Annotated in this window: 29 protein-coding genes; 8 read left to right on the top strand and 21 right to left on the bottom strand. The window is 51.9% G+C overall.

The genetic code is table 11. The features are described 5' to 3' along the window. Window positions 1–82 precede the first annotated feature (82 nt). From O9139_RS08355 to O9139_RS08330, 6 genes are all read right to left on the bottom strand, one after another. Entirely contained in the window at window positions 83–1,117 is a 1,035-nt protein-coding gene (locus O9139_RS08355) for an HD-GYP domain-containing protein (RefSeq protein ID WP_270878995.1), read from the bottom strand. Window positions 1,118–1,122: 5 nt separating this feature from the next. After that, window positions 1,123–1,680: a methylated-DNA--[protein]-cysteine S-methyltransferase gene (locus O9139_RS08350; protein ID WP_270878994.1), complete on the bottom strand. Its 558-nt coding sequence runs from the start codon at window positions 1,678–1,680 to the stop codon at window positions 1,123–1,125. After that, complete coding sequence (queG, locus tag O9139_RS08345) at window positions 1,677–2,870, bottom strand: tRNA epoxyqueuosine(34) reductase QueG (RefSeq protein WP_270878993.1); 1,194 nt, start codon at window positions 2,868–2,870, stop codon at window positions 1,677–1,679. Before queG ends, O9139_RS08350 begins: the two co-directional genes overlap by 4 nt. A 22-nt stretch (window positions 2,871–2,892) precedes the next feature. Then, window positions 2,893–3,576 carry a signal peptidase I gene (gene lepB, locus O9139_RS08340; protein ID WP_270878992.1) on the bottom strand — a complete coding sequence of 228 codons (684 nt, stop codon included), beginning with the start codon at window positions 3,574–3,576 and terminating at the stop codon, window positions 2,893–2,895. Next, window positions 3,494–4,048: a DUF402 domain-containing protein gene (locus O9139_RS08335; RefSeq protein ID WP_270878991.1), complete on the bottom strand. Its 555-nt coding sequence runs from the start codon at window positions 4,046–4,048 to the stop codon at window positions 3,494–3,496. The genes lepB and O9139_RS08335 overlap by 83 nt, the downstream gene beginning before the upstream one ends. A 141-nt stretch (window positions 4,049–4,189) precedes the next feature. Further along, window positions 4,190–4,621 (bottom strand): GNAT family N-acetyltransferase, encoded by a 432-nt coding sequence (locus O9139_RS08330; protein ID WP_270878990.1) that lies wholly within the window; start codon window positions 4,619–4,621, stop codon window positions 4,190–4,192. Window positions 4,622–5,548: 927 nt separating this feature from the next. On the opposite strand from O9139_RS08330, the gene O9139_RS08325 reads away from it, so the two are divergent. From O9139_RS08325 to O9139_RS08310, 4 genes are all read left to right on the top strand, one after another. After that, a complete protein-coding gene (locus O9139_RS08325; protein WP_270878989.1) occupies window positions 5,549–5,752 on the top strand; it encodes a hypothetical protein in 204 nt (67 codons plus the stop codon). Window positions 5,753–5,835: 83 nt separating this feature from the next. Further along, window positions 5,836–6,447, top strand: coding sequence for a superoxide dismutase (locus O9139_RS08320; RefSeq protein ID WP_270878988.1), 612 nt, complete (start codon window positions 5,836–5,838; stop codon window positions 6,445–6,447). A gap of 168 nt (window positions 6,448–6,615) precedes the next feature. Beyond that, on the top strand, window positions 6,616–7,743 hold the full coding sequence (locus O9139_RS08315) for an HD-GYP domain-containing protein (protein WP_270878987.1): 1,128 nt from the start codon (window positions 6,616–6,618) through the stop codon (window positions 7,741–7,743). A gap of 20 nt (window positions 7,744–7,763) precedes the next feature. Further along, window positions 7,764–8,447, top strand: a complete 684-nt coding sequence (locus O9139_RS08310; protein WP_270878986.1) for a Crp/Fnr family transcriptional regulator — start codon at window positions 7,764–7,766, stop codon at window positions 8,445–8,447. A gap of 30 nt (window positions 8,448–8,477) precedes the next feature. On the opposite strand, the gene mutY is transcribed toward O9139_RS08310, so the two are convergent. Next, window positions 8,478–9,605, bottom strand: a complete 1,128-nt coding sequence (mutY, locus tag O9139_RS08305) for an A/G-specific adenine glycosylase (protein WP_270878985.1) — start codon at window positions 9,603–9,605, stop codon at window positions 8,478–8,480. Window positions 9,606–9,704: 99 nt separating this feature from the next. Here mutY and O9139_RS08300 point away from each other — a divergent pair, with 99 nt between their 5' ends. Together O9139_RS08300 and O9139_RS08295 are read left to right on the top strand one after the other, a co-directional pair. Continuing rightward, window positions 9,705–10,271, top strand: coding sequence for a hypothetical protein (locus tag O9139_RS08300; RefSeq protein WP_270878984.1), 567 nt, complete (start codon window positions 9,705–9,707; stop codon window positions 10,269–10,271). Window positions 10,272–10,329: 58 nt separating this feature from the next. Further along, window positions 10,330–10,710 carry a c-type cytochrome gene (locus O9139_RS08295; protein WP_270878983.1) on the top strand — a complete coding sequence of 127 codons (381 nt, stop codon included), beginning with the start codon at window positions 10,330–10,332 and terminating at the stop codon, window positions 10,708–10,710. An 8-nt stretch (window positions 10,711–10,718) separates the two neighbouring features. Here O9139_RS08295 and acpS read toward each other — a convergent pair whose 3' ends face one another. The 10 genes from acpS to O9139_RS08245 form a co-directional block, all read right to left on the bottom strand. Beyond that, window positions 10,719–11,108 (bottom strand): holo-ACP synthase, encoded by a 390-nt coding sequence (acpS, locus tag O9139_RS08290; RefSeq protein ID WP_270878982.1) that lies wholly within the window; start codon window positions 11,106–11,108, stop codon window positions 10,719–10,721. A gap of 93 nt (window positions 11,109–11,201) precedes the next feature. Continuing rightward, window positions 11,202–12,011 carry an ammonia-dependent NAD(+) synthetase gene (gene nadE, locus O9139_RS08285; protein WP_270878981.1) on the bottom strand — a complete coding sequence of 270 codons (810 nt, stop codon included), beginning with the start codon at window positions 12,009–12,011 and terminating at the stop codon, window positions 11,202–11,204. A 146-nt stretch (window positions 12,012–12,157) separates the two neighbouring features. After that, entirely contained in the window at window positions 12,158–12,595 is a 438-nt protein-coding gene (locus tag O9139_RS08280; RefSeq protein ID WP_270878980.1) for a BrxA/BrxB family bacilliredoxin, read from the bottom strand. A gap of 122 nt (window positions 12,596–12,717) precedes the next feature. Beyond that, a complete protein-coding gene (locus tag O9139_RS08275; RefSeq protein WP_270878979.1) occupies window positions 12,718–13,116 on the bottom strand; it encodes a DUF3905 domain-containing protein in 399 nt (132 codons plus the stop codon). A gap of 30 nt (window positions 13,117–13,146) precedes the next feature. Next, entirely contained in the window at window positions 13,147–14,034 is an 888-nt protein-coding gene (locus O9139_RS08270) for a prolipoprotein diacylglyceryl transferase family protein (protein WP_270878978.1), read from the bottom strand. Between the two features lie 82 nt (window positions 14,035–14,116). After that, complete coding sequence (locus O9139_RS08265) at window positions 14,117–15,007, bottom strand: polysaccharide deacetylase family protein (protein WP_270879043.1); 891 nt, start codon at window positions 15,005–15,007, stop codon at window positions 14,117–14,119. A gap of 320 nt (window positions 15,008–15,327) precedes the next feature. Next, window positions 15,328–16,014, bottom strand: coding sequence for a PspA/IM30 family protein (locus O9139_RS08260; protein WP_270878977.1), 687 nt, complete (start codon window positions 16,012–16,014; stop codon window positions 15,328–15,330). A gap of 3 nt (window positions 16,015–16,017) precedes the next feature. Then, the gene (locus O9139_RS08255; RefSeq protein ID WP_270878976.1) at window positions 16,018–16,473 is read right to left on the bottom strand and encodes a PspC domain-containing protein; all 456 of its coding nucleotides are present in this window, start codon (window positions 16,471–16,473) and stop codon (window positions 16,018–16,020) included. A gap of 7 nt (window positions 16,474–16,480) precedes the next feature. Further along, window positions 16,481–17,140: a PspA/IM30 family protein gene (locus O9139_RS08250; protein ID WP_270878975.1), complete on the bottom strand. Its 660-nt coding sequence runs from the start codon at window positions 17,138–17,140 to the stop codon at window positions 16,481–16,483. Between the two features lie 58 nt (window positions 17,141–17,198). Next, window positions 17,199–17,498, bottom strand: a complete 300-nt coding sequence (locus O9139_RS08245; RefSeq protein ID WP_270878974.1) for a LiaF transmembrane domain-containing protein — start codon at window positions 17,496–17,498, stop codon at window positions 17,199–17,201. 309 nt (window positions 17,499–17,807) lie between these two features. Between O9139_RS08245 and O9139_RS08240 the strand changes: the two genes are divergently transcribed. Next, on the top strand, window positions 17,808–18,797 hold the full coding sequence (locus tag O9139_RS08240) for a metallophosphoesterase family protein (RefSeq protein WP_270878973.1): 990 nt from the start codon (window positions 17,808–17,810) through the stop codon (window positions 18,795–18,797). 198 nt (window positions 18,798–18,995) lie between these two features. Continuing rightward, window positions 18,996–20,366 (top strand): NADP-specific glutamate dehydrogenase, encoded by a 1,371-nt coding sequence (gdhA, locus tag O9139_RS08235; RefSeq protein WP_270878972.1) that lies wholly within the window; start codon window positions 18,996–18,998, stop codon window positions 20,364–20,366. A 220-nt stretch (window positions 20,367–20,586) separates the two neighbouring features. Here gdhA and O9139_RS08230 read toward each other — a convergent pair whose 3' ends face one another. The 4 genes from O9139_RS08230 to O9139_RS08215 form a co-directional block, all read right to left on the bottom strand. Then, window positions 20,587–21,282 carry a response regulator transcription factor gene (locus O9139_RS08230; protein WP_270878971.1) on the bottom strand — a complete coding sequence of 232 codons (696 nt, stop codon included), beginning with the start codon at window positions 21,280–21,282 and terminating at the stop codon, window positions 20,587–20,589. Window positions 21,283–21,366: 84 nt separating this feature from the next. Further along, window positions 21,367–23,598 (bottom strand): hypothetical protein, encoded by a 2,232-nt coding sequence (locus tag O9139_RS08225; RefSeq protein WP_270878970.1) that lies wholly within the window; start codon window positions 23,596–23,598, stop codon window positions 21,367–21,369. A gap of 35 nt (window positions 23,599–23,633) precedes the next feature. Then, on the bottom strand, window positions 23,634–24,812 hold the full coding sequence (locus O9139_RS08220) for an ABC transporter permease (RefSeq protein ID WP_270878969.1): 1,179 nt from the start codon (window positions 24,810–24,812) through the stop codon (window positions 23,634–23,636). Continuing rightward, window positions 24,809–25,531 (bottom strand): ABC transporter ATP-binding protein, encoded by a 723-nt coding sequence (locus O9139_RS08215; RefSeq protein ID WP_270878968.1) that lies wholly within the window; start codon window positions 25,529–25,531, stop codon window positions 24,809–24,811. The genes O9139_RS08220 and O9139_RS08215 overlap by 4 nt, the downstream gene beginning before the upstream one ends. Between the last annotated feature and the right edge of the window lie 5 nt (window positions 25,532–25,536).

The raw sequence follows: 25,536 nt of genomic DNA, 5'->3' as shown, positions 1-25,536 counted from the left end.
ATTCTTTGGCTACATCATAGCATGTCTGTTCATGCCTTTACAAATGAGAATAAGACCAATTCACGGGCAATTCAATCTCGAATTATGTCAACACTTGGTCAATAAAAACTGTCGTATGTTTGGCCAAGTCGATTTCTTTCACATCCAGATCCTTCACGCCTGCTTCCTGCTTAATAATTCTGACGATCGGACGGCTTGGCAATCCGCGATGCTGCCCTACGACCACACCTGACTCCCGCGTAGTCAGCCTGACGGACGTGCCCGTCGGATAGATGGACACGATCTTCAAGAACTGGATCAACACGTCCCTGTCGAGCTTCGTTCCCGCCAGCGCCATCATATGCTCGCAAGCTTCATGCGGCTGCATGTGCTGTCCTCCGGCCACATGGGCCACGAGATTGTCGTACATATTCGCGACGGCGGTAATCTTTGCGTACAGATGTATCTCCTCGCTGGTGATGCCCCGCGGAACGCCGGTTCCATCCAGCGCTTCATGATGCTGGAATGCCACATGGGCGATCAGCAGGCTGAACTCCCGTTTGTTTTTCAACGTTTCAAACCCACGCCACGTATGATGCTTCTTCGGATCATCCGCCTCATCGTCGGTCAAGGACTCGATTTGGCCGATATCGTGAAGCAATGCGCCTACGGCCAGTTCTTTGAGCTGACTGGGATTCAGCCCCATATTTATACCGACCAGGATCGCCATCATGCTTACGTTCGTCGCATGAACATACTTCTCATTATCCTGAGTGCGGATATCGGATAATTGGACCAGCACATCTTTGTTTTTCATAACCTCATCCAACAAGGTGTTAATGGAAACATTGATCGCCCGGGTATCAAAATCTTTGCCGGAACGAATGGATGCGAACGTTTCTCCCATCTGTTTCATCACGGTCCGCTTCGTCTCCTCGGAGATTACTTCCGGAATCTCCACATCCTCCAAGTTCGGATCCTTGATATAAACCATCGTGACGCCAATTCGATTAAGCGTGCTAATCATATATACCGTTAATTGTACGCCTTCCGACAGCAACACAGCCCCATTGCTGGAAAATATCGTACGACCCAAGTACTGACCGGGCTCTACGGAGTCCATATGCACGTATTTCATAGGAATCACTCCATAACTATAGTTGTTTGCACTTGCACCACGATGCCCTCTAATTCCAACAGAAATACTTTGATATCGAGTCCTCCGCCATATCCGACAAGTTCGCCGCTTGCTCCAATAATCCGATGGCAAGGGATCAGAACGGGGATCGGATTGCGATTATTGGCTCCGCCCACGGCTCTGACCGCTTTAGGCGATCCGATCGCAGCGGCGATGTCCTTGTAGGAGGCCGTATGTCCGTAAGGGACTTTGAGCAGCGCCTGCCATACTTTTTTTTGAAATTCGGTCCCTTGAAGGTCCAGTTCTCCCTCGAAAGCAGCGCGCTTTCCTTGAAAATATTGCTCCAGTTGCTGCACGACAGGCGTAAGTCGCTGCCTGTCCTCTTGGAGCGTAAATTCCCCATACCACCGCCCGGCCCATGCCTCCAGCTTCTCCTTGTTGTCAATTAACGTGCCGAACTCAACCGCACACAGCCCCTGACTGCTGGCGACGAGTACGAGCGGGCCGATCGGCGAATCTATTTCCGCATAATGCAGAGCTTGTACACCTTGATCACGTGTCATGACTGCTTCTCCTCGGGTATCCATGCATGGTCTTTGATGAGCTCGACAGCCTTCTGTATTTCCCGCAACACCTCAGCCTCCAGCTCCTTGGCCGCAGCGGCCTCCAGAGCGGCCAAACTGTCTGTGCCGCCGATTCTCCCCAGCGCCCAAGCTGTCGTCGCCCGAATCTCCGGGCGCGTGTCCGTGCGCAGCAGCTCTGACAATACAGGTACCGCACTGCGGTCCTTGAAATTGCCCAAAGCGATGATCGCATTGCGCTGAATCGGCTTCTTGCCTCGCCATGAGGCGGAAATGCTGCCGTATTGTTCTTTAAACTCTTTATTCGTCATCGTTAACAGCGGAATGAGCAGCGGTTTGACCTTCTCCGGATCCGGCTGAAACTCGGGTTGGTGCGTCCAGTTTTTCCCTTTATTTTTCGGGCAGACGATCTGGCACGTATCACACCCGTACAAACGATTGCCGATTTTCACTTTAAATTCGTCGTCCACATAGCCTTTGGTTTGCGTGACAAAAGAGATGCAGCGGCTAGCATTGAGCTGCCCGGGACCGACCAGCGCCCCCGTTGGGCAAGCGTCGATGCAAATCGTGCAATCTCCGCATTGATCCATAATAGAATTATCGGCTGGAAACGGGATATTTGTAATGATCTCCCCTAAAAAAACCCACGAGCCCCACTCCGGCGTTATAATCGCGCAGTTCTTGGCGCTCCAGCCGATGCCGGCACGCTCGGCGACGGCACGGTCGACCAGGGCACCTGTGTCGACCATGCTCTGCATCCGCGCGTCAGGCACGCGCTCCGCGATGAATGCTTCCAGCTTCGCGAGCCGATCGCGCAGCACGTCGTGGTAATCGCGCCCCCATGAGGTGCGCGATATGATCCCGCGGTAAGCCCCCGGCTCCGAGCGCGGGGGATCCGCCAGCTTCGACGGGTACGCGATGGCGATCGCAAGAATCGATTGCGGCGCTTCAAGGCTGAGCTCCGGGCGAACCCGCTTCTCGATATCCGGTTCCTCGAAGCCGGATTCATACCCCTTCTCCCGGTGCTGGAGAAGGATGTCTTTCAGTTCTATGAACGGCTCTGCCGAAGCGAAGCCGATTTTATCAATGCCCAGCGATGGCGCGGCTTCCACGATTTCTTGTTTGAGTTTGCGCCAATCCGCATTTGTTCCTGCTGTTAGGGAAACCGCCATACCTTCACCTTTCACCTCATATTTAAAGCTTTCCCGCCACGGCTAACGGCCAAATGACATACTCCGCCCGCCCCTGAATCAGACTGGACGGCACAGAGCCGAACCTGCGGCTGTCAGTGCTCGACGCCGGATGGCGATTATCGCCCATCACAAACACCTGCTCCCGCCCGACTTCCAGCGGGCCGAAATCCCCGTCGCCGATGGGCGCATCGGTGTACGGCTCCTCAACTTCGTCGCCGTTCACGAACAGCGCTCCGCCGCGGCCCTCGACTTTATCGCCGGCTATGGCGACCACCCTTTTGACCAGAAAAGGGTGGTCCTGGGCGAACCGCTCTTCCGGCTCGGCCAGAATCACGATCTCTCCGCGCTTCGGCGGCGCCAGATAGGTGATCGCTTTATTCACGAACAGCCAGTCGCCTTCCTGAAGTGTCGGCTGCATCGAACTACCCTGCACGAGGGAGAGGTTAAAGCCGAATTCATGTGCCAGAATGACGACCAACAACGCCACCAAAATGGATTTGGTCCAGTCCCACAGTTCATGGCTCAAGCTCTTTGTTTCCAACAGTGCAGCCTGTGCAGCTGCGGATCTGCGCTTTGTCTCGCGTTGTACCAAGAAGCTCAAATCAGGCCCCTCCGCTCTTTTGCTTTTCCCATTGCTCGTAATAGTAAAGCACATGCGCGTCGTGAAACGGCGGTCTGCTCTCATTCGCCAGCTCCAGCACGGCAGCCAGTCCTTCCTGCACTTTCTCTTCGACGAGCGGGGAATAATGATAGTTCAACTTGTGCCGTTCATATTCTTCCTCATCGACGAGATGCACGGATCCATCCGGCATTCGAATCACATCCAGATCGTAATCAATGTAGGTCAGCACTGTGCCTGACACATACATGGGAGAGGCCACATTGCAGTAATAGCGGATGCCGTGCTCCTCAATGAGCGCTACAATATTAAACCACTGATGCGGTATGAAAAAAGAAACCCCAGGAATGCGGCTGACCCATTCTTTGCCGTCTGCTTCCTGAATTTTTGTTTGGCTGTTGATGAATACCATCATGTGTTCCTTCTGATGATCGGGATGGAGCAGCTTCTGCGGCACGCGCCAATTGCTTAACCACATACGGTGAAGATGCCCGTCGTGTTTGAAGCTTTTTATCACATACGGTGTAAATACATCCATGTCCAAAGCCCCTCTATATCTTCCTGCCGATAAAAGTACCGATTATATATAGAAAAGCATATCTCCTCCCCAATTGCAACGGCGGAAAAGATATGCTTTCATCTTATGCTGTCAAAAGATGGCGAACCATCTGTCGACGGGCTATACGCTAATTTTTTTCACGATGCTGAGACGGTGCGCAGCACGAGAGAAGTCCGATGTGCTGTAACCTGCGGATTCATAAACAGGAAGCACCATTTCGTTGTGAACGTCGACGGTGACCATAATTTTGTGCACGTTCCGTTGAAGGAACCGCGACTTCATGGCTTCGATCAATGCTTTGCCGATACCTCGGCGTTGATGTTCTTTGGCTACCGCGATGCGGTAGTAGTATCCATTGTTATTATCAATCGTGCCGATAATCATACCTGCAAGCTGCTCTTCTACTTCGGCGATAAGGACGAGATCAGTATCCCAGGAAAGCTGCCTGGCGAAAGCCTCCATCGTTTCTTCATAGCAAACTTCGGATAAAACGTCTTGCAAAAGCATAGTTACCGATGAGGTATCTGAAAGCTGAAATGAACGAATGCGCATACGGTTCACTCCTATTATCCTATTTTTTCGACTCTTTTTCTGGTAACTTATTAAATACGACAAAAAAAGCCGAAATCCTGCTGAAAAAGTGTTAAATTTCACAAAAAACTGCGTTTTTTTATGGTTTTTCGTGAAAACGCTTTAATTTAAGCGTTTTCATGGATGATGCTGGCGAAATCCCATTTCTATCCGTGCTTTCGGTGTGCCTCTCGGATGATCCGGAAAGCAAAAGGGGGCACCTCCGCCCGCTTCGGGATGTGCCTGGACCAACTTTTGCTGTAATCCGATCTGGCCGAACTAATTAGCCGCTAGAAGCTCATCGCGTGGCTGCAGTCCGAATTTGCCCAACTATTTCGCGCTTTCGGTTTCAATGGCGGGGAAAGCCCACACTAGAACGGTAAAACCGGACTGCAGCTTCCTCAAGTAGGCGGCGTACCTCTGTAATTGGGCAAAGCCGGACTGCAGCAACTCCAGCACGATCTGCCCCTCTTCTCGTCAGTCCAAGACGCGCATACTCCCACCTTTTGCTGTAATCCGAATTTGCCCAACTAATTAACCGTTAGAAGCTCATCATGTGGCTGTTGTCCGAATTTCCCCAGCTATTTCGCGCTTTTCGGCCCCGCCAGCGGTCAAACTACGCTCTAAGTCCGCGAAATCGGACTGCAGCTGCTTCTAGTAGTCGGTGTGCCTCTGTAATTGGGCAAAACCGGACTGCAGCAACTCCAGCACGATCTGCCCCTCGTCGTATAACTATAACTACCATCCTCAGCCCACTTCTTGTCGATCTCGGCTGCATCCTCACGCACGCATCGGGGCATTCGCCTCTCCAGGTCCCTCTGCGCCAAATGCCCAATCGATGAATAAAAAATGTCAAATCTTCCAAGCTTAAAATAAGTATGCAAATTTAACAATGAAGGAGGTGAAACCATGGAACACATCCGCCAGCCAAGAAGCTATGAATCCCGGGATTTCCAACAGCTTAGCTCCGTTAAGCCAAGCGAATGGTCGGATATCGAACTTCGCACCAATCACCGGATTATGAGCGACTTATCTCCTTGGCTCAACGAACAAGGCACACATATTCACAGTCAGATCATCCAGGAAATCGAACGGCGCGGGCAACTGACTTAGTAAACATAAATGTTGATTTATTAGGTGCATTCCTTCATAATGAAGAAGTTGAAACTACATAATTTTGGGAGGTATTTTGAACAATGGCACATCAATTACCAGCTCTACCTTATGCACACAACGCGCTTGAGCCGCACATCGATGCGACTACAATGGAAATCCACCATGGTCGTCACCATAACGCATATGTAACTAACCTGAACGCTGCTCTGGATAAGCACCCTGAGCTGCACGAGAAATCCCTGAACGATCTGATCGCTGACCTGAACAGCGTTCCTGAAGATATCCGCACAGCTGTTCGCAACAACGGCGGCGGTCACGCGAACCACTCCCTGTTCTGGGAAACGATCGGTCCAGAAGCTGGCGGCGCACCAACAGGCGATTTGGCAGCAGCAATCGAAAGCGACCTTGGCGGTTTCGATAACTTCAAAACAACTTTCGCCGCTGCAGCAACAACTCGTTTCGGTTCCGGCTGGGCGTTCCTCGTTGTTGGCAAAGACGGCAAATTGAAAGTGTACAGCTTGCCGAACCAAGACAGCCCAATCATGGAAGGCGAAACGCCAATCCTTGGTCTGGACGTTTGGGAGCATGCTTACTACCTGAAATACCAAAACAAACGCCCTGACTACATCGCAGCGTTCTGGAACGTTGTGAACTGGGCTGAAGTTGGCAAGCGTTTCGCAGCAGCTAAATAAGTTGCAGCCTTCTAATAAAGAAGCGATCCTTAGGGATCGCTTCTTTTTTTAGGTAAATCGACAGAACTAGTCATTTTTCACTAAAGGTTTTGTTGCCTGTGACAAAGAAATATCATAAGGCTTACTTCATCTTCATAGATGCCGATGAATTGAAAGAGGGATAACGAGATGCGAATCATTCCAACTGCTCTGTGTCAGCCGGGCATGAGGCTGGGCAAAGCGATCTTTACAGAAGAAGGACAAATTCTGATCGGGTATCAAGTCGAGCTCTCCAGCCTAATGCTCAAAAAACTGAAGCAGCTAGGCATCCACCACTTGTACATCGAAGATCCGCGCACCGATGATATCGTCATCCAAGATCCGATACAGGAAGAAACTAGGGCGACCGTCCGCTCTTCACTCGGCAAAATATTTGAAAAGTTCAGCCCCACTGCCGGACTATCCTCGTCCTCCTCCAAGAACTCCGCTTCGTTGGCCAAAGCTTTTACGGATAGCATGTCACAAATCCTCGACGAACTCTACGAACGCAAAAAAGATCCCGTTATGCTCACCATGCTGAATATGCTGCCGCCTACGAATATGGAACAGCATTTTTGCCAAAATGCGTTGAACGTATGCCTGTATGCGACCAAGCTCGCGATGGCGCAAGGTTCATACAACTATGACGAACTCATGGCCATCGGCCTGGGCGCGCTGCTGCATGATGTAGGCAGCATTCATGTCCCTGTTCAACTGCTGCAGAAGAGCTCCGGGCTCACATCCAGCGAATACGTCGAAGTGCAAAAGCACGTCATGTACGGCTACCATATGCTAAAGAACGAAACCAGCATTCCCGCGATTGCCGCACAATGTGCACTGCAGCACCACGAACGGATGGACGGCAGCGGCTATCCTTACAGCTTGCAAGGCGAGCAGATCCATCCTTACGCCCGCTGGGTCGGCATGCTCGACTCTTACGATGCCATGATACATGCCCGCACCTACCGCCAAGCAATCCCTCCGCACCATGCGCTCGAGGTTCTTTACGCCAACGCCGGAAAGCTGTACGATATAAATATGGTCAAGCTGTTCCGAAACAATGTCGCGATCTACCCGTTAGGGTTGAGCGTTACTTTGAGCAACGGCGCTGAAGGCATCGTCTCCCGGCTTAACAGCCACAGTATGCAGCGGCCCGTTGTCCGCATCTTGAAGACGCCTTCCGGCCAAGAGCTGAAGGAGCCTTATGAGGTGGATCTATCAAGTACGTTGAACGTGATGATTGAAGGAATCGGAGAAGCAGCTGGTCGAGTCCTATGACCGAAAAGAGATGAACCCCATTGGTATCTATTGCTCCTCTACTCCAACATGTGCCTCTCTTTCAGGAATTATCCGAAGAGGAACGGCAAGGGCTGGCCCCGCTGTTTACTGAAAAAAAGATTAGAAAAGGCAGCGTGCTTTTTCTTGAAGGCGATGCCGGCGAGGAATTATTCATTATTAAATCAGGCGTTGTCAAAATCTATCGTTTGGACGAAACCAAGGAGATCATTCTCGCTTTATTCCGTGAAGGAGACTTTTTCGGGGAGATGTCGCTGATTAGCGCCGGGCTTACAAGATCGGCCACAGCCGAAACGCTGGAAGCCTGTACGCTCTATGCTCTGAAGCGCTCCGCCTTCGTGGAATACATGGAAAAGAGCCCTAAGCTATGCTTAAAGCTCTTAGAAACCACGATGGAACGCTTGCGCAAAGCCAATGAGCAGATCTACGATCTCACGTTCTTAGGCGTACGGTCGCGCGTGATGAAAACGATTATCCGCCTGGCTGAGCAGCACGGTGTTCCCAGTGAGGAGGGCTTGCTCATCAACATCAAGCTTACGCACCAGCAGTTAGCCAACATGGTTGGAACGGTGCGCGAGTCGGTGACCAAGGTCCTTCAGGAAATGCAGGAAGAAGGCTCCTTATCGATCGATAAGAAGATGATGACCATCCGAGACCTTAACGCGATCAAGCGGGTGATTCGTTAGGATTGTGCGTCTTGCAAACACTAAACGCAGCTATCCATGGCTTCTCTCCTGCCATGCTTTCATAATGCGGATAAACACGTTAGGGAACGCATATTGGCTCAGCTCGTCGCTCCCGACCCAGCGGTAATGGAACGGCACCCAGTCTCCCCCGTCCCGCAGCCGGCCGCCATCGCCTAACCGGGCACGGAACACTTTCATGTTCCACACAATATGGCTGAACACATGCTCTGTATCCATGAACCATGCTGCAGGGCTTATTGTCATTTGCTCCTGTTCGGCTATAAGGCCGCGTAAGCTGTTCATCGTCTCCACAGGATCTTCGGGCCATTCGGACGAAGGCCACTCTACGTGCGGCAGCTCCCACATTTTGGCAAGAAGCCCTTCCTGCGGACGCTGGCGAATGAGCCATTTCCCCTCATGTTCGCCTGTTCCTTCAATAAGCGCGACAGCCCGCAGTTCCGGACGTGGCGGCTTCGCCTTCTTTTTGATCGGGAGCGACTCCTCCATACCGGCCTCACGCGCACTGCAATGAGCCATCACCGGGCAGGTCAGACAATGCGGTGAACGCGGTGTACAGACCATCGCGCCCAACTCCATCAACGCCTGATTGAACTCGCTCGCAGTGCCTTCCATAATCAACTGTTTGGCCAGCTTCTCCATACGGACCCGCGTCGCAGGCTTCATGATATCCTCTTCTATTAGAAAATAGCGCGACAACACCCGCATCACATTGCCGTCTACAGCAGGCTCAGGCTTGTTATACGCGATGCTTAAGATCGCGCCTGACGTATAGGGGCCGACCCCTTTCAAGGAGGAAATCTCCGCCTTCTCCTGAGGCACCACACCGCCATAGCGCTCATGGACCTCTCTCACCGCACTTTGCAGGTTGCGCGCCCGCGAGTAGTAGCCAAGACCCTCCCAAGCTTTCAATACATCCTCTTCAGGTGCCAGCGCCAGCGCTTCAACCGTCGGGAACTGTTCCACGAACCGATGGAAATAAGGAATGACCGTATCGACGCGAGTCTGCTGCAGCATAACCTCGGAAATCCATATATAATAAGGGTTTTTACTTCTTCGCCAAGGTAAATCACGTTTATGGGTGCGATACCAATCCAACAAGTTACTGGAGAAGTATGACATTTGTTCTTCGCTATACATGCGCTCTCCTTCTCTATCTGCCGCGATCAAGTTATAATGGATAAATGGGCATGTTCCCATTATACGAGAAGTGCGGAAGATAAAACTAGAGGTGAATGTATGCAAAACGCCAGACCAACGGATATATCCGATAAAAGAAAAGCGTGGATCGGCGAAGCCCGCGCGCTCCTGCCGCTGCTTGCCATTTGGGGCGCGGAATGGATATTCAGCGCGCTTGTCGATTTCGCCATCATATGGCGGGACCTCAGCTGGCTGAAGCAAGCCGCGCTCATTACGGCCGTCGCAGCCAGCTTCGTGCAAATATGGAGCTTGCGCAAGGATCTGCGCAGCGACAGCGGCACCGTTACAGACCGCAGCGGCTGGGGGCACCCCGTCTTCCTGCTGCTGCCCGGCGCGCTGCTGATTGCAGCGGTAGCCTTGCTGGAAGCGATCGGCGCTGTCGGACCGCTCTTCACCCCTGTGCTGCGGGCGTTCATCCTGGCGATCGGCTTCGTGCAGGTGGGTCTGCTGCTGGGCAGACCGTTCGTCTACCTGGGCTTGTGGCTGTTTGCCCTATCCGCCATCATGGGCGTATGGTATCTCGGCTATTCAGCCATCGTATTAGAAGGCATGGGCGGCATCAGTCTGATTGTCAGCACTTATATGCTGCGAACATGGAGCAAGTAAGCCAACTAGGGTGATCTAGCGAACAGCGAACTACATATCGGGAGTGAGGAGCTTTCCTATGAAGCAGATGAAAAGAATAGGCACAGCACTGGCCATAGCGCCAATGCTGCTCATTTTGGCCGCATGCGGCGGAGGCGGCTCCGGCTCCGGTGCTGCGAAGCCGACGGTAACGCCAGCCGCAACTGCAGCGGAAACCAATCCTGCGTATGTGAAGGCGCAGGAGATGTTTGAGACGAACCGCTGCATCAGCTGCCACGGCGTGAATTTGGAAGGCAGAGCGGGTCCAAAGACGAATCTGCAGAAGGTTGGCAGCACGTTCAGCAAAGAGCAGATTGCGAATCAGATCAAGAATGGCGGCGGGGGTATGCCTGGCTACAAGTCCAAGCTCTCTGACGAAGAAGTCAGCCTGCTTACAGACTGGCTGAGTTCAAAAAAATAGAGCAGCCTCTACAGCTGCTCAACGATGGCATAAGCGGCAGCCATCGATTCCGTATGCGTAATGCTAATATGGACGCGGTGGCTGCCGTTGTTTAGTCCTGCGCGTTCGAGCGCCGCCGCACTCATATGGCAGACCGGCTTGCCGAAGGCATCCGGCAGCACTTCCACATCCTGAAAGCCAATCTGTTTGCCGATGCCGCAGCCAATCGCCTTAACAATCGCTTCCTTGGCGGCAAACCGGCCGGACACAAACTCGGCCAGCCTGCCCCTGCGCTGCATGGCCAACTCTCGTTCTTGCGGAGTGAGTACCCTCTCCATAAACCGCTCGCCTGCAGTCCCCTCCAACATTTTGCGCACTCGTGCTATTTCCAATAAATCCGTACCGACACCAATAATCATGCGCTGCCTGTGCCCCGCTTCCTTTTTTATGTAAAGAAGGCCGAAAGCCAGCCTCTAACGAGAGGCGACTTTCAGCCTTTATAGTTAACCACCTTAAATACCCGGGATCGGCTGGCGTTTATGCTCCGTTTTCAGATACTGCTTCTCCAGCTTCTCCTGCGCTTCTGGATTAATTTGTTTGCCTTCGAGATAGTCGCTGTTGTCGGCATAAGTGATGCCCAGCTCGTTCTCGTCCGTCTGCCCTTCCCATAGCCCCGCTGTCGGCGCTTTATCGAGGACGCTCTGCGGAACGCCCAGCTTCGCCGCCAAGGAACGAACCTGGCGCTTATTCAATGTGCTTAATGGCGTAATATCGACTGCTCCATCGCCATATTTGGTAAAGAATCCGGTAATCGCTTCGGAAGCGTGATCGGTTCCGACAACGATCAAGCCCAGTTCGAATGCGATGGCGTACTGCATCACCATGCGCGTCCGCGCTTTGATATTGCCTTTACCGCCGCGGCTAACGTGCTGATGCACGCCGATGTGCTTCAGGCCGTACTCCACTTCGATCGCAATCTCGTCGACGGCCTCCTGGATGTTATTTTCGATTTGATATTTCAAATCAAACGCTTTGGCTGTGGCATAACTGTCTTCAATGTCCACTTGCTCGCCGTATGGCTGGAATACGCCGACGGTCTTATATTCCGTGCCGGTTTCAGCCGTCAGCTCATCCGTCGCTTTTTTGCATAGTCCAGTCGCTACCGCACTGTCGATACCGCCGCTGATCGCGATCAATAGACCTTTTGCTCCAGCCTTCGTGATATAATCCTTCAAAAAGTTAACGCGTTTGCGAATTTCCTCATCAATGTCAATCTCCGGCTTCACGCCTAGCTTCGCAATAATTTCCTGTTGCAGGCTCATACTTCTCTCCACCTTTATCTTCGATTATCGGGCAAATCCTTCCATTAACCACTAGTATAGACTTAAGCGCAGCAAAATTCAAAGTCTTGCCCAGAAAAAAAGCCCGCTCTGCATGACTGCAAAACGGACCTTGTGTAACGATGAAATTATTTGCAGAATTCGTTGAAAGCACCGATCAGATCGCCGGCAATCATATCTGCGGAGCGGTCTTCGATTTGGTGACGTTGAATGAAATGCGCCAGCTCACCGTTCTTGAACAGGGCGATGGATGGAGACGAAGGCGGGTAAGGTGCCAAATATTCGCGCGCTTTTGCCGTAGCATCCTTCTCTTGGCCTGCAAACACCGTGTATGTGTACGTAGGCAGAGTATCGTTCTGCAGTGCTTTCGCCACGCCTGGACGGCATTGGCCTGCTGCGCAGCCGCAAACGGAGTTGATCACTAGAAGCATCGTACCGTCTTGGGACTTCTCCATAGCTTCTTGCACTTGCTCAGGAGTTAATAGCTCCGTAATGCCGAGACGAGTCAAATCCTCTCTCATTGGTCTAACCATATCTTTCATGTAAGCATCAAAAGACATTGCCATATGTGCCACCCCTTAGGATTTTATAGTTAATAGTAAATTGTAATCTTTATCGTTATTATACATCCGTCTGCAAGGAAAGCAAAGAGGAATGTAACCCGGCTAAAAATAGGAAAAGGCGAAAGCTACGCTTCCGCCTCATCTTGTTTCTTTTTGGTCGTCGCTTGACCCGGCTCGAAAGACACGTCTTTGTCCGGATGCGTGAAAATTCCGCTTTGCGGCGCGATCCCTTTTTCAAAAATATCTCTGTTCTCTGCGCTTTGAAAACCGATATCCTTGTAGGGATGCACCCACTCATCCCCCGCCATGACGAAGGGATCCGTTTCCGCTGTCCACTGTTCGAGCGGCGAGTTCTCGGACGCATACTCATGATCGCCAATCACGACGCCATGCTCATTCACGAAAGCATCGTGAGGGCCGCGCCCCTCCTGAAATTGCGGGAGGAAATTAATCTCGAACGGGTCTAACTCGCTGTTCATCTGTGCGGAAGTGGCGGGTTGCCGGTTCTTGTCTTGTTTACTCATGCTGCTCTCTGCCTCCCTTGGATCTTTGTCTTAAACGGAAGGCCGGTTCGGACCATCCAGCTTTTTATCGACAAAGCCTTCTTTGCCAGCGGCAGAGGAAAACTCTTTATGCTGTTTGTTTTGCTGTTCTTGCTGTTCTTGCATTTTGGAATCGTTTTGGCTCATGGGGCTCAGCTCCTTTCTGCCTGTATTATGCGCCATCTGCGGAAGAAGCATTCCGATGACAAGCAAACAAAGGAAAACGAGCTGATCCCAGCTGAGATAGATGATGGTCGGGGACTCGTTCATGAAGAAGCTGACCAGCATGCCTGCCGTGCCGCCGTACACCATTGTCGCGCGCAGCAATGAAGGTCCGCCACCAGCGGCCAAACGCCGGCGCGGGTGAATGAACTGCTGCCAGACCAGCAGCGGGAGCAGCAGCAGGGCCAAATACGCATGAACCGGATGAAATCGGCTTATGGTGCCCTTAACCCCTATGCCCCACGGAAGCCCTGTGGGGCCGCCAAATTCGGCAATCAACGCACAATACACGATAGCCGCAGCTGTGATCCCGCAGGCCAGCGCATCCAGCATCCTCATGAGCGGGATGTGGTGCTTGCGCTTCTGGCGCGCTATGAACAGAACAGCCAGCGCTATTCCGATGGCGAGCTCGGCGGCAGAGCCGCTCACGAGCAATAATTTGGCTGGCTGGGTCCAAAGTATGGTCGGATCTGTGAGCAGCACGCCGAGCTTCCAACAAACCACAACGATAAGGAAGCCGTTGAGTAAAATATCTGCGATAGGCGGCGGATTGGTTTCACCGCCGGACAGGCTGACCTGCCTCTTCGTCAGCCAAAAGGCAGCCAGAGTGGCCAACAGCAGGGCTAGCAACCGCCCCTGGAGCTGCAAATGCCCTATTTGTACAACATCTGATAGCAAATCAAATCCCTCATTTCCCGCTCTTCTTATAGCTTCATGGTAGCGAGTTCAGGATGGATTGACAAGCAAGTGTGCGCAACGTCTAAGGTTCTAAAAAATGAAAGGCAAACGAATTCTTCGACAACTTGCCGAACGTAAACCCGGCTGCTTGCAGCCTTTTGATAATGACAGGCAATGCTTCTACTGTCGTCGTTTTATAAGTGTTGTCATGCATCAATACGATGATGCTTTGCTTGCCCCGGCTCGCGCTCATGACGGAGTCGATGATAAGAGACTTATCCTGCACAGGAGCAGCCGCGTCCGTCGAGCTGACGTTCCAGTCAAAATACTGGTAGCCGTCATCCTGGACTGCCTTCGCCGCTCTATACATAATACCTCTGCCCCCGGACTTCCAGCTGAGATGATTGTTCGAACCGCCTGGGAAACGGATGATATCGGGCCGATAGCCGACGCATGACTCCAACAGCCGGCCCAGCTTGTCAACATCCTTGCGGAAGGCCGCTGTCGAGCGATAAATCGCCTTGTAGTCGTGTGAATATGTATGATTGCCCAGGGCATGCCCTTCAGCGGCGATTTGTTGATACAGCGCTCTGCCTTCGGCCGAATCCGATCCGACGACAAAAAAAGTCGCGGGGACACCATAGGTTCTCAATATGCTTAATATTTTACGCGTACTCCCAGAGGGGCCGTCATCAAACGTTAAATAGGCTACTTTGCCGGATGAAGCGGTCGGCGTGGACGAATGAAGAGCTTGCGGCCTCCTAGGTCCTGAATAGGTATGCCGGGTCTCAACGATATCGTCATCTGGATTCGCGGGCGATGTCGGCACTTCGGCAGGCGCATGCGGCGGCTGCGTTAATGGCTGTGCACGCGACTGCGGAATTTGACGTGCTTGCGGTGCGTCGGTCCGGCGATGCATGATGGCGAATCCGATGACGGACACGAGTACCAGCATGACCGAAATTTTGATCATTCTGCTCAATATAAACCAGCCCCCTAAGATGAATGTCAGCATTAGATGCAAGCTGAAGCTCACCTTAGTATTCCTTCCTTCCCCTTCCATTTCGCTGGTATTTTTTGTAACTAACAGCATATCTGAACGCGTGCAACCGCCCCTTCGACACGGTGCAGCATTTCCCGGGAAATTTGTTGAATCGTATGCATGGAGGTCTAAATAGCGCGAAAATGGAGCTGGCTGGAATGCCCATATGCGGAGGCGACTGCATGCAGGAAACAAAAAACGGCTGTGCAGGGATCTTCTCCCCACACAGCCATCTTCACTGGCGCTTCTTATTACTCAGCTGCGCTGCCGTTTAATTTTTCTTTAAGCAGGTTCAGCTGCTCATCAACCTTCGCTTGCTTAGCCACATCAACCGGTGCGTAGCTGCTGATGGAACTTGCCGAAACGTATGGCTTGCGCGCAATTTCCGCTTCAACTTCCATTTGCATGATTTTCTCTTCCATGCGTTGGAAACCGCGGGACGCGTTGCCGCTTTCGATGACGCCGTTATACGAAACTTGCGCCATTTGCTTCTTCGCTTTAGCCAGCTGTGCACGAGATACAAGCTCGTTGCGCTTGTTGCGCATTTTGTAGAATTCATCTTTCATTTCATGCAGCTGCTGAGTCAATTCGTCGGCTTGTGCTTTCGATGCGGCATGCATTTCTGTATATTCAACGATTTTCTCCTCGTGGTACAGCTTCTCTTCAAGCGCTTGACGGGCAATGGCTTCCTGACCGTTCCTCAGTGCTGTCGCTGCTTTGCCTTCGCGGTCAGCCACAAGTCGAACGGATTCTTCCAGGCGTTGTTTCAGTTTGCGCTCATTGGCGATTTGGCGTGCTACAGTTACTTCCGCTTGAGCAATCTCCTGCTCCATATCGCGCAAATATTGGTTAAGCATGACGATCGGGTCTTCGATTTTATCCAATACTTCGTGAATCGATGCTTTTGTCATATCTTTCATTCTTGTAAATACTCCCATGGTTTACACGTCCTTTTTATTAGTATCGTTCATATTTTCAAGGCGAGCGACTTTGGCTCTCAACTCTTCAAGTTCTTTTTGCAATGCTTTCTTCTCGATATCTTTCATCATCTCGTCAATGCTGCCTTCTTTGGTTGCTTGATAAGCGGATGATGGCTGGTAAGGCTGAGCGGCCGGGCCTGGGTATGGCTTGTGCTGCTGCCAGCTCCCGCCGCCGGAATATGGTTGGTGGCTGTAAGATCCCATATAAGGATCGTATGGTGGCTGATCGTAGCCCGGTTCCTTCGGAATGACGACGGCGGCGATGAAATAGATAAAGATTACCGTGCCTCCCGTGAAAAATGTCGTGATGACCACCAGCAAACGCAGCAGCGTTGCATCCACATTCATTGCTTCGGCTAAACCGCCGCATAACCCGGTTACTTTCTTATCTCGACGTGAGCGATAAAGTTTGCTCATGATTGATTTAACCCTCCTGCTTCAGTTTGCTGCGCAAGGCCTCGATCTCAGCGTCGACGGCTGGATTGCCCATCGCGTAGTAGCTTTCACGGCTCATGCGTCTTACATCGCGGAGCGTTCTGGCATGAAGCTCCATGTCGGACACGCGCTCTTCCAGGCGGCCGAACATACGCGGCGCCGCATCCTGCGACATCCCGCCCATCCGGGCATGCAGTCTTTGCTGCAAGCGGGCGGATTCCATTCGCGCCAAGTAGTAGCTGCGTTTATCTGCCACTTCGTTGTAGTCGGCTTTCATTTGCCGCAGCTCGTCATCCAAATCAAGGATGGACTGCTTCGCTTGCTCATACAGCTCTCGGTATTGCTCGCTCTTCTCTTCGGCTTGAAGCTTCTCTTGCAGCACGATCCGCGCCATTTGCTCTTCGCCGGCTTTTAAGGCTAGCATTGCTTGATGCTCGCGCTTCTCTTTGTTCTCCAGCGCCGTCAAGTACTGCTGACGAAGCGCAGCAGCGTGGCTTACACATTGCTGGTACAGCTTCTCGGATTGCTGCAACTGCTCACGCTGCGCCGCTAAGTATTGGTCGATCAAGCGGACCGGGTCTTCCGCCCGTTCCAGATGCTCATTCAGTGTTGCTACGGTTATGTCTCTCATACGCCTGAGCAGGCTCATTTCACATACCACCTTTTTCAAAATCTGTATATTGGGAAACTAGGCATTCACCATCGTGTTACACATGTGATCTTCTCGACAACATCGATATGCCATAAGCGATCAAACCGATGGCGAGCAGGATAACCAGCCAGCCGGCCAGTTTACCGAGCAGGATGATGACGCCGAGTCCTGCAATAATCCAGGCAAACTTGTTGCCGTTCTTAATACCCACATATCCTAATCCGACCATTGCAAGCGGAACGATATATGACATTAACGAACCGATAAAGGGACCCATATGAATGCCGACCTTGTTCAGCAAAATCAACGCACCGAACGCGATCAACAGAACCGCCAAACCTGTGTTTCTTCTCATCGCTTACCTCACCGCCTTTCGTCTTGTTTGTGTTGCTTTTGTTCATGTCTTTATTCTAGGTAAAATCGCAGTTTGCCAAAACGGACCCGCGACGGTTTTTGAACCTAGACCAAAGGCGGGGCAGAGGTCGGACTTGCGGATAAGACAAGCCTGGACCCCCTTGCCCAGCGCCGGTTTCTTGGCGCTTAATCGCCTCTTATATGAAGCGTCGAAGGCCCCTTTTGGGCAAGAACAAAGTCAACTTACCGCATAAAGCGCTCACCTTCGCGCACACTAACACATCATGAGGGAAAGCAGGTATATCCAACCATGACACCTTTTAGAAAACGAATTGCCATCCATCTACTGTTTCTGGCATGCGTTTTGCTTCCGGCCTGGCCGGTCTATGCAGCGGCTCAACAAACCGAATCCGAAGAAGCGCCGCTATTCTCCTTCTCTGTTCTAAGCGACGCCCACATTATGTCCTGGGATACGGATTCGCAGAGACTGCTTCGTCAGGCGCTAGCCGATCATCATGCGCTGCGCCCAACCAGCAAGCTGCTGGTCTTGAACGGCGATCTGACGAATGGCGATGAAGCCGACTATCGCAGCCTATTCGGCGTACTGAACCGCCAGCCCCACGCACCGGTGCATGCCACGATGGGCAACCATGACTTTTATGGCATGTGGCGCACGACGGACGGACGGTTGGATACAAGAAAGCTCAATCCGGATTGGTCCAGCGCCAAAGCGGTTCAACTGTTCGACCGGATGTTTAAATATGAGAAGCCGTATCACGAGCTAATCGTTGAAGGCTACCGCTTCTTGTTCCTCAGCGGCGAGGCGTACCGCGATGTGGACCCGTCGATCGGCGAAGATGCCTATCTGTCGCCGGAGCAGCTCGCCTGGCTGAAAAGCCGGCTGGAAGCGTCTGCGGCCGAAGACGGCGGCAAGCCGGTCTTTGTCTTCCTCCACCAGCCGCTGCCGCAAACGCTGGACGGGACCGACCTGGAGCGCAACGTGGTCCAGCATCAACAAGTGCGGGCGCTGCTCGAGGCGCATCCGAACGTCATCTTATTCAGCGGGCACACCCATTGGAATCTGGAGACGACTAAACAGGTCAAGCAGCTGAAGTTTCTCGCCGCATCCAGCGCATCCATCCGGCAAGTCTGGAACGCTCAAAATGAGCCGGAGACGAAGTCGATCAGCCAAAGTCTGATCGTAGATGTCTACCGCGATCATGTCACGATCCATCGCCGCGAACATTCAGAAAGGCGCTGGATCGAACCGTCAATTGTCAAAGGATACGACGTAAAATAAGCCCAAAAAGCCACCGGACAGCGATGATCTCCTGTCTGATGGCTTTTTTTGATCTATGACAAAAATCCCATTACTCTACTCTAACTCATGTAACCTAACATGACATGTAAATTATTATTGCCCATTCCCTTACAACAAGGTAAAACTATAATAATAGAAATTTTTCTACTAAACTTTACCATAAAGGTGGATGAGCTAGTGAGTGTTCAAGTAGACAAGGATACTGTTGCAAGAGAGTATGTACACGCTGTATACGAAACTGTAGTCAAACGCAATCCTAATGAGCATGAATTTCATCAAGCTGTGAAAGAGATTCTGGAGTCATTGATCCCTGTCTTCGCCAAGCATCCGAAATACATGAAGCATGGCATCCTTGAGCAGCTCGTTGAGCCGGAGCGTTTGATCACCTTCCGCGTGCCCTGGGTGGATGATCAAGGCGTTACGCGTGTGAACCGCGGGTTCCGCGTACAATTTAACAGCGCAATCGGGCCGTACAAAGGCGGATTGAGGTTCCACCCTTCGGTGAATGCAAGCATTATTAAATTTCTCGGATTTGAACAAACGTTCAAAAACTCCCTAACAGGCCAACCGATCGGCGGCGGTAAAGGCGGCTCCGATTTTGATCCGAAAGGAAAATCCGATCAGGAAATCATGCGCTTTACCCAAAGCTTCATGACCGAATTGTACAAATATCTGGGTCCGGACACGGACGTTCCGGCGGGGGATATCGGGGTAGGCGCACGGGAAATCGGCTACATGTTTGGACAATACAAGCGGATCAGAGGCGCGCACGAGGCTGGGGTTCTAACAGGCAAAGGAATCATTTATGGCGGCAGCTTGGGGCGCACCGAGGCGACTGGATATGGCTGCGTATACTTTGTGAACGAAATGCTGAATGCCAAAGGCTTGAGTTTCGAGGGCAGCACCGTCGTCGTCTCCGGTTCCGGCAACGTGGCGATCTATTCGATGCAAAAAGCGACTCAACTAGGCGCCAAGGTTGTTGCTTGCAGCGATTCCAACGGCTATATCTATGATGAGAACGGTATCTGTCTGGAAACGGTTAGACGGTTGAAGGAAGTGGAGAGAAAGCGAATCAGCGAGTATGTCAAGGAACATCCAACTGCAACCTACCAAGAAGGTTGCGACGGCATATGGTCGATTCCTTGTGATATTGCGCTTCCAAGCGCAACGCAGAATGAGATTAATGAGGAAGCAGCGAGGACGCTTGTCCGTAATGGCGTCAAAGCCGTCGGCGAAGGCGCGAATATGCCTTCCAGCTTGGAGGCGATTGAGGTGTTCCTGCAAGCTGGCGTGCTATTTGGACCGGCCAAAGCTGCGAACGCTGGCGGTGTCGCTGTATCCGCGCTGGAAATGTCCCAGAACAGCATGAGATATTCCTGGCATTTCCACGAGGTGGACGATAAACTTCATGCGATTATGAAAAATATTTACAAAAGCGCCGTCCAAGCGGCAGAGGAATACGGCCATCCAGGCAACCTCGTTGTTGGCGCCAATATTGCAGGCTTTACCAAAGTAGCCGATGCGATGATTGCGCAAGGTGTTGTTTAGGGGAGGATCTTAGAGTAAACCCGGACTGCAGCGTGACGTAAGCGGGTCGTTGTCGGCACGTCAAAATCGCGAGTCCAGCGTGCACACGCCTCTAAAGCGACTTTCTCGCTTTAGAGGCTCCACTCGGACGATGCCCCTTTTGCCACGCCATCGGTATCGCGCTGTAGTCTGGAAATACCCGGTTGCTGCGCCCTCTTCGGGGCGCCAGCCCCACGACTGCTCAAAACTTGCTGGACGGCATCGCGTCGTGCACATCCATGCGGTAGCCGACGCCACGCACCGTCGTAATCTGGAAGCCTTGGCCAAGGGCGCTTAGCTTATTTCTTAGCCTTTTGATATGGACATCCACAGTACGTTCGCCTCCATCATAATTCATCCCCCACACTTGCTCAATGAGCTGACTTCTCGTCAAAATCTGATTGGCATAGCTGGCCAGCGTGAATAGCAGTTGAAACTCTTTGAGCGGCAATATGAGGCTTTGACCTTGCACGCTGACCTCATGAGTCGCCCGGTTAATCATGAAATCCCCGAACTGGATCGGACTTAACGAGGCCGACCGGAACCGCCTCAGCAGCGCTTTAACGCGCATAACCAGCTCTTCCGGATGATACGGCTTCGCCATGTAATCGTCTGCGCCAAGCCGAAAACCCCGCATGACTTCATGATGGTCCCCTCGACCGACAAGCAGCAGCGGCAGCCGGATATGTTTGCGCAGATTGCTCACTAATTGCCAGCCAGCCGAGCCGGTTACGTTCACTTCGAGAATAACGGCATCGGGCTCCATTTGCTCCAGCAGCAGCGGCACTTCGCTGCAATCCGCCGTACATTTCACCTCGAAGCCCTCCCGTTGAAGGGTATATTGAAGCAAATGCCGAGCAGGACTTTCCTCGTCAATGATAAATATTCGAGCCATCATTCATGTGTCACCTCTTTATGTATAAGAATAAGACGCCTATACGCAGGAAGCATACAGGCGTCGTTATGTCCATCATTCGTTCAATTAATGGAATTGCTTGAGCAGGCGTTTTGCCGTTCCGTTCGGAGTCTGAATGACTTCGTACATATTGACCTTCACACCGGAATCCACTTGCTCATCCTTCAAGCCGGTTACGACAATTTTTTGTTTACCGCTGGTCAGTTTGCCGGTTCCCAGCATGCTGGACGTTTGTGTACCGACGATACGGCCAAGCGAGTCTACCATATCGAATTCGATAGTCGAGAACGTAGAGTCAATGATGACTTGATCCTCATGGGTAACGTCAAGATCCAAATTCAACTGATAGGAATAAGTGCCATTGTTGTATAACCAGCTGATCGAGCTGCTGTTCACTTTGATCGAGAACGGATACAGTTGCAGGGTATCACCTTCATCTTCTGGTTGCAGGGCAACCTGGTAAGTGCCGATCGAAACCTTGCCTTCGGAAACCGACTTATCATCATAAACATTCAGCGCAAAAGCCTCGTCATCGCTTTCGCTTTGATTCGGGAGCAAGTAAGAATAGCTAACTACATAGGAGCTTCCAGGTGAAATCTGCGTCGCTGCATTGGTTTGGCGAATTCCTGTATAGGAGTTGCCTCGGCTGTCAATGAGCTCATTTTGCAGCTCAGGCAGCGCCAGCGTGCTCGTTCCATTATTTGTAATTTTATATTTGGCAACAGCGGTCTTATAGCCCAGATCATCATTCTCATGAGCGTGGAGCTCGACGAGCGAAACATCCAGATTTTTGTTAATCACATCGCTGTTGTTGAAATTCAGCTTGGCGCCCAAATTGTAGCTGACCGCTGTCGTAAACCCGTTCTGCGCCTGAGTTGCGCCCTTAAGCAGGAAGACGGCGACAGGCATCTGCCCAGTGGAACCGGAGCTTGCGTTCGTATTGCTTGATGCCGTTGACGATGAAGATGCCGTCGATGTCGATGCGGTTTCGGTGCTGGAGGTACTGGAATTACTAGAAGTACCGGAAGCGCCGGAAGTCGCGGACGTATTCGAAGACGAGTTGTTCGAGCCCGATGAAGCGGATGATGTCTTCTCCCAGAGGACAAGCTGCGCTGTGTTCGGATCTACGCCACTAGGCAGAATTGCATTGAAGTAGTACGAGATCGTCTCCTTCGGCGCCAAATAGTCGTTCCTGGCCATGTTATCCGTAGCTTTCACCGAAGAACCTGTATCACCGAATTGGTACGTGGCGCTAAAGGAAGGCACTACAGCAGCCGCATCGCCTTCGTTGCTGAGCGTAACAACCGTCTGAACGTGAACGCCGTCATTTTGCACCGAGTACTGCGAGGAGCTAGCTTGAACGGTCAGATTTTCGCCGTTCTGCTGGCCGGCATACGATGTTTTCGTAGCCAATGCGGTCGTTTGCATCGACGTATTCATACTCATCGTCCCGAGCGTGACATCTTCCGTTTGATTCAAATAGAAAAACTCCATGGACAAACCGTCGGAAGCCGCTTGCTTGGAAATTGGCGTTTTCAAGGTCAAAGTATCCGCTTCATTAGGCAGGAATGTGGTATTCGAGCCGTCAGCAATCGTTGAGGTATATTTCAAACCGCTCGCGTCCACCAGACGAACCTGCATAGCAGATGGCAGCTTGACGCTGCTGGAGCCGAGATTTTTCGCGGACACTTGCGTGTACATATACCACTTGCCGTTTTCCGATACACGCACGCTCTGACCTAGCTTGAAGGACATTGCCGCATCGCTGGCTAGCGTGCTATCGAGCGTACGTAGTTGGATAATCTCCTCCGGCGCACTCACTTGTCCTTGTTGAACGACCGAAGCGACCGGCAGCTGGCCGAGATCCGTCATAAAGTCAGCTTTGCTGGAATCCCAGCGGAAAATGTCAACCTTCAACTGATCCGCTGTTTCGCCAGCGGTGATGCTCGAATAGAACTGGAAGCTTTGCTCCTGGCCCGGAAGGACGCTTCCGCTCTTTTTCTCGCTCAATTTTGCCGTGTAGCTGTGCCCTGAAGTGTCAGTGACACGAACGCCATATTGGTTAAAATCAATAGGCTGGCTCTCCCCGTTATGCAACAATACGGAGAACTGCAAGGTAGAAGAAGAGAGTTCAGCTTGGCTTAACATAAAGTACGTGGAGTTGGAAATGAAAACCCCTTCTGATGCTGCATGCGCAGCCGGAGCCGGTGCGGCCCAAGAACCGACAGCCAAGCTGCCCGTAAGCAGCAAGGCCAGACTTGTTTGTTTCAAAGAAATTGATTTAAGTTTACGTATCATGATGACTACCTCCTGGCTTGATTGATGTGAATCGTTTAGTCAAAACGCAGCGCGTCGATCGGCTTTAATTTGGAAGCTTTGTTGGCCGGATATAGACCGAAGATAACGCCGACAAGCGCTGAGAATAAGAAGGCGTATAGCCCCACGTTGAGAGAAAGGCTCGTTTCTTGGCTCGGGTTGATATACGGCCAGACTAGCGATAAGGCAACCCCCAAGATGAGTCCGATAAGCCCTCCCATACCACTGATCAATGTCGCCTCGACGAGGAATTGAAGCAAAATATTGCGACGCTTCGCGCCAATCGACTTCCGAATCCCGATCTCCCGCGTACGTTCGCTGACGGTAACCAGCATGATGTTCATAATGCCGATGCCGCCGACTAATAAGGAGATTGCCGCTACTGCAACCAGCTGATTTGTCAAAGTGCTGGAAGCCGTCTGTCTGGCGCTGATCAACTCGGAAGAGTTGAAAATATTGTAGCCTGTCGTGCTTTTGAATTTATTGGCCAAGTACGCCTCCAGAATCACCTGTACCCGGTTCACATCGTTGCCGGAAGCCGCTTCGACATAGGCCGTACGAATGGTGCCCAGCTTAAAGTCTCTGGTCATGGTCGGCAGCGGTACGATGATTGCGCTGTCTAGCGAAGTGCCGCTTGTGTTGGAGCCTTTGCTCTGAAGCACCCCGATGATCGTGTACATGTACCCGTTGACATTGAGTTCTTCATTCAAAGGATCCTCTGTACCAAAAAATTCCTTCGCCACATCACTGCCAATGATAGCAACGTGGTTGCGGAAATCGAGATCGGCTTCTGCGAGGAAGCGGCCGCTGGCCATTTTTCCTTTTTGCAAGTCTAAGTATCGATCGTTAGTTCCGATTACGTTATAAGTCTCTTCAGTATGTTCATATTTCACATTCGTGCTGTTTCTCGTCATCGTTGGCGCGATGGCGCTAATGCCCGGCGTGCTTTCGAGCTGCATGAGCTCATCGTAATTGAGCTGCGTGGCGCGACCGTTTCCCAGCAAATTGACCGTAAGCAGGTTCGTTCCAAGCCCTTCGTACTGTTTCTCAATCGATTTGGACGTTCCCTGTCCGATGGAAACGAGCGTAATAACGGAGCTGACCCCGATAATGACACCCAGCATGGTCAAGATCGTCCGCAGCGGATTCGACCGTACAGTGGCTATCGCCATTTGAAATAATTCCCAAATTCTCATATCGACACCGCCTCTTGCGACTGCGGGATTAAGGGTTCATTGCGCACGTCCTTGATGATTTCCCCGTCCCGTAAAGTCACGACACGTTTGGCGTTATCGGCAATATGCTGGTCATGCGTAATCAACACAATTGTGTTGCCTTGTTGATTTAGCTCCTTAATTAACTCCAGCACCTCGATACCGGTCTTGGAATCCAGCGCCCCTGTCGGCTCATCCGCGAGGATGAGCGAAGGCGAGATCGCCAGCGCTCTGGCGATGGCCACCCGCTGCTGTTGTCCGCCGGACAGTTCGCTGGGCTTGTGGTGACCGCGCTGCCCCATGCCGAGCTTCTCTAGCATCCGTTGTGCCTGCTCCCGGCGTTGTTTAGTGGGGATACCCGCATAAATCATCGGCAATTCGACATTCTCGATAGCCGTCAGCCTTGGCAGCAGGTTAAACTGTTGAAAAATAAAGCCGATCTTCCTATTCCGCAGCTCCGCCAGCCCGTTATCCGACATCTTCTCCGTCGAGACGCCGTCCAGCTTGTAGCTGCCGGATGTCGGTGTATCCAGCAGCCCGATCGTATTCATGAGCGTCGATTTACCCGAGCCGCTGGGCCCGATGATAGCAACAAAGTCACTCTCTTCAATGACTAGGGAGATGCCCTTCAAGATCTGCAGCTGCTCTTCGCCGCGCGTGTAGCTCTTTGTAATTTGATTGAGTTCAATCATCGATTTCATGGATT

The organism is Paenibacillus aestuarii (assembly GCF_027789125.1).
Taxonomy (GTDB): Bacteria; Bacillota; Bacilli; order Paenibacillales; family NBRC-103111; genus Paenibacillus_E; species Paenibacillus_E aestuarii.
This window is presented reverse-complemented; position numbering and strand designations above follow the sequence as displayed.

What these genes read in the sequence shown, in the direction of transcription:
- O9139_RS08355 (WP_270878995.1), bottom strand. Translation starts at nt 1,117, where the DNA reads ATGAAATACGTGCATATGGACTCCGTAGAGCCCGGTCAGTACTTGGGT.
- O9139_RS08350 (WP_270878994.1), bottom strand. Translation starts at nt 1,680, where the DNA reads ATGACACGTGATCAAGGTGTACAAGCTCTGCATTATGCGGAAATAGAT.
- queG (WP_270878993.1), bottom strand. Translation starts at nt 2,870, where the DNA reads ATGGCGGTTTCCCTAACAGCAGGAACAAATGCGGATTGGCGCAAACTC.
- lepB (WP_270878992.1), bottom strand. Translation starts at nt 3,576, where the DNA reads ATGAGAGCAGACCGCCGTTTCACGACGCGCATGTGCTTTACTATTACG.
- O9139_RS08335 (WP_270878991.1), bottom strand. Translation starts at nt 4,048, where the DNA reads ATGGATGTATTTACACCGTATGTGATAAAAAGCTTCAAACACGACGGG.
- O9139_RS08330 (WP_270878990.1), bottom strand. Translation starts at nt 4,621, where the DNA reads ATGCGCATTCGTTCATTTCAGCTTTCAGATACCTCATCGGTAACTATG.
- O9139_RS08325 (WP_270878989.1), top strand. Translation starts at nt 5,549, where the DNA reads ATGGAACACATCCGCCAGCCAAGAAGCTATGAATCCCGGGATTTCCAA.
- O9139_RS08320 (WP_270878988.1), top strand. Translation starts at nt 5,836, where the DNA reads ATGGCACATCAATTACCAGCTCTACCTTATGCACACAACGCGCTTGAG.
- O9139_RS08315 (WP_270878987.1), top strand. Translation starts at nt 6,616, where the DNA reads ATGCGAATCATTCCAACTGCTCTGTGTCAGCCGGGCATGAGGCTGGGC.
- mutY (WP_270878985.1), bottom strand. Translation starts at nt 9,605, where the DNA reads ATGTATAGCGAAGAACAAATGTCATACTTCTCCAGTAACTTGTTGGAT.
- O9139_RS08300 (WP_270878984.1), top strand. Translation starts at nt 9,705, where the DNA reads ATGCAAAACGCCAGACCAACGGATATATCCGATAAAAGAAAAGCGTGG.
- O9139_RS08295 (WP_270878983.1), top strand. Translation starts at nt 10,330, where the DNA reads ATGAAGCAGATGAAAAGAATAGGCACAGCACTGGCCATAGCGCCAATG.
- acpS (WP_270878982.1), bottom strand. Translation starts at nt 11,108, where the DNA reads ATGATTATTGGTGTCGGTACGGATTTATTGGAAATAGCACGAGTGCGC.
- nadE (WP_270878981.1), bottom strand. Translation starts at nt 12,011, where the DNA reads ATGAGCCTGCAACAGGAAATTATTGCGAAGCTAGGCGTGAAGCCGGAG.
- O9139_RS08280 (WP_270878980.1), bottom strand. Translation starts at nt 12,595, where the DNA reads ATGGCAATGTCTTTTGATGCTTACATGAAAGATATGGTTAGACCAATG.
- O9139_RS08275 (WP_270878979.1), bottom strand. Translation starts at nt 13,116, where the DNA reads ATGAGTAAACAAGACAAGAACCGGCAACCCGCCACTTCCGCACAGATG.
- O9139_RS08265 (WP_270879043.1), bottom strand. Translation starts at nt 15,007, where the DNA reads ATGATCAAAATTTCGGTCATGCTGGTACTCGTGTCCGTCATCGGATTC.
- O9139_RS08260 (WP_270878977.1), bottom strand. Translation starts at nt 16,014, where the DNA reads ATGGGAGTATTTACAAGAATGAAAGATATGACAAAAGCATCGATTCAC.
- O9139_RS08255 (WP_270878976.1), bottom strand. Translation starts at nt 16,473, where the DNA reads ATGAGCAAACTTTATCGCTCACGTCGAGATAAGAAAGTAACCGGGTTA.
- O9139_RS08250 (WP_270878975.1), bottom strand. Translation starts at nt 17,140, where the DNA reads ATGAGCCTGCTCAGGCGTATGAGAGACATAACCGTAGCAACACTGAAT.
- O9139_RS08245 (WP_270878974.1), bottom strand. Translation starts at nt 17,498, where the DNA reads ATGAGAAGAAACACAGGTTTGGCGGTTCTGTTGATCGCGTTCGGTGCG.
- O9139_RS08240 (WP_270878973.1), top strand. Translation starts at nt 17,808, where the DNA reads ATGACACCTTTTAGAAAACGAATTGCCATCCATCTACTGTTTCTGGCA.
- O9139_RS08230 (WP_270878971.1), bottom strand. Translation starts at nt 21,282, where the DNA reads ATGATGGCTCGAATATTTATCATTGACGAGGAAAGTCCTGCTCGGCAT.
- O9139_RS08225 (WP_270878970.1), bottom strand. Translation starts at nt 23,598, where the DNA reads ATGATACGTAAACTTAAATCAATTTCTTTGAAACAAACAAGTCTGGCC.
- O9139_RS08220 (WP_270878969.1), bottom strand. Translation starts at nt 24,812, where the DNA reads ATGAGAATTTGGGAATTATTTCAAATGGCGATAGCCACTGTACGGTCG.
- O9139_RS08215 (WP_270878968.1), bottom strand. Translation starts at nt 25,531, where the DNA reads ATGAAATCGATGATTGAACTCAATCAAATTACAAAGAGCTACACGCGC.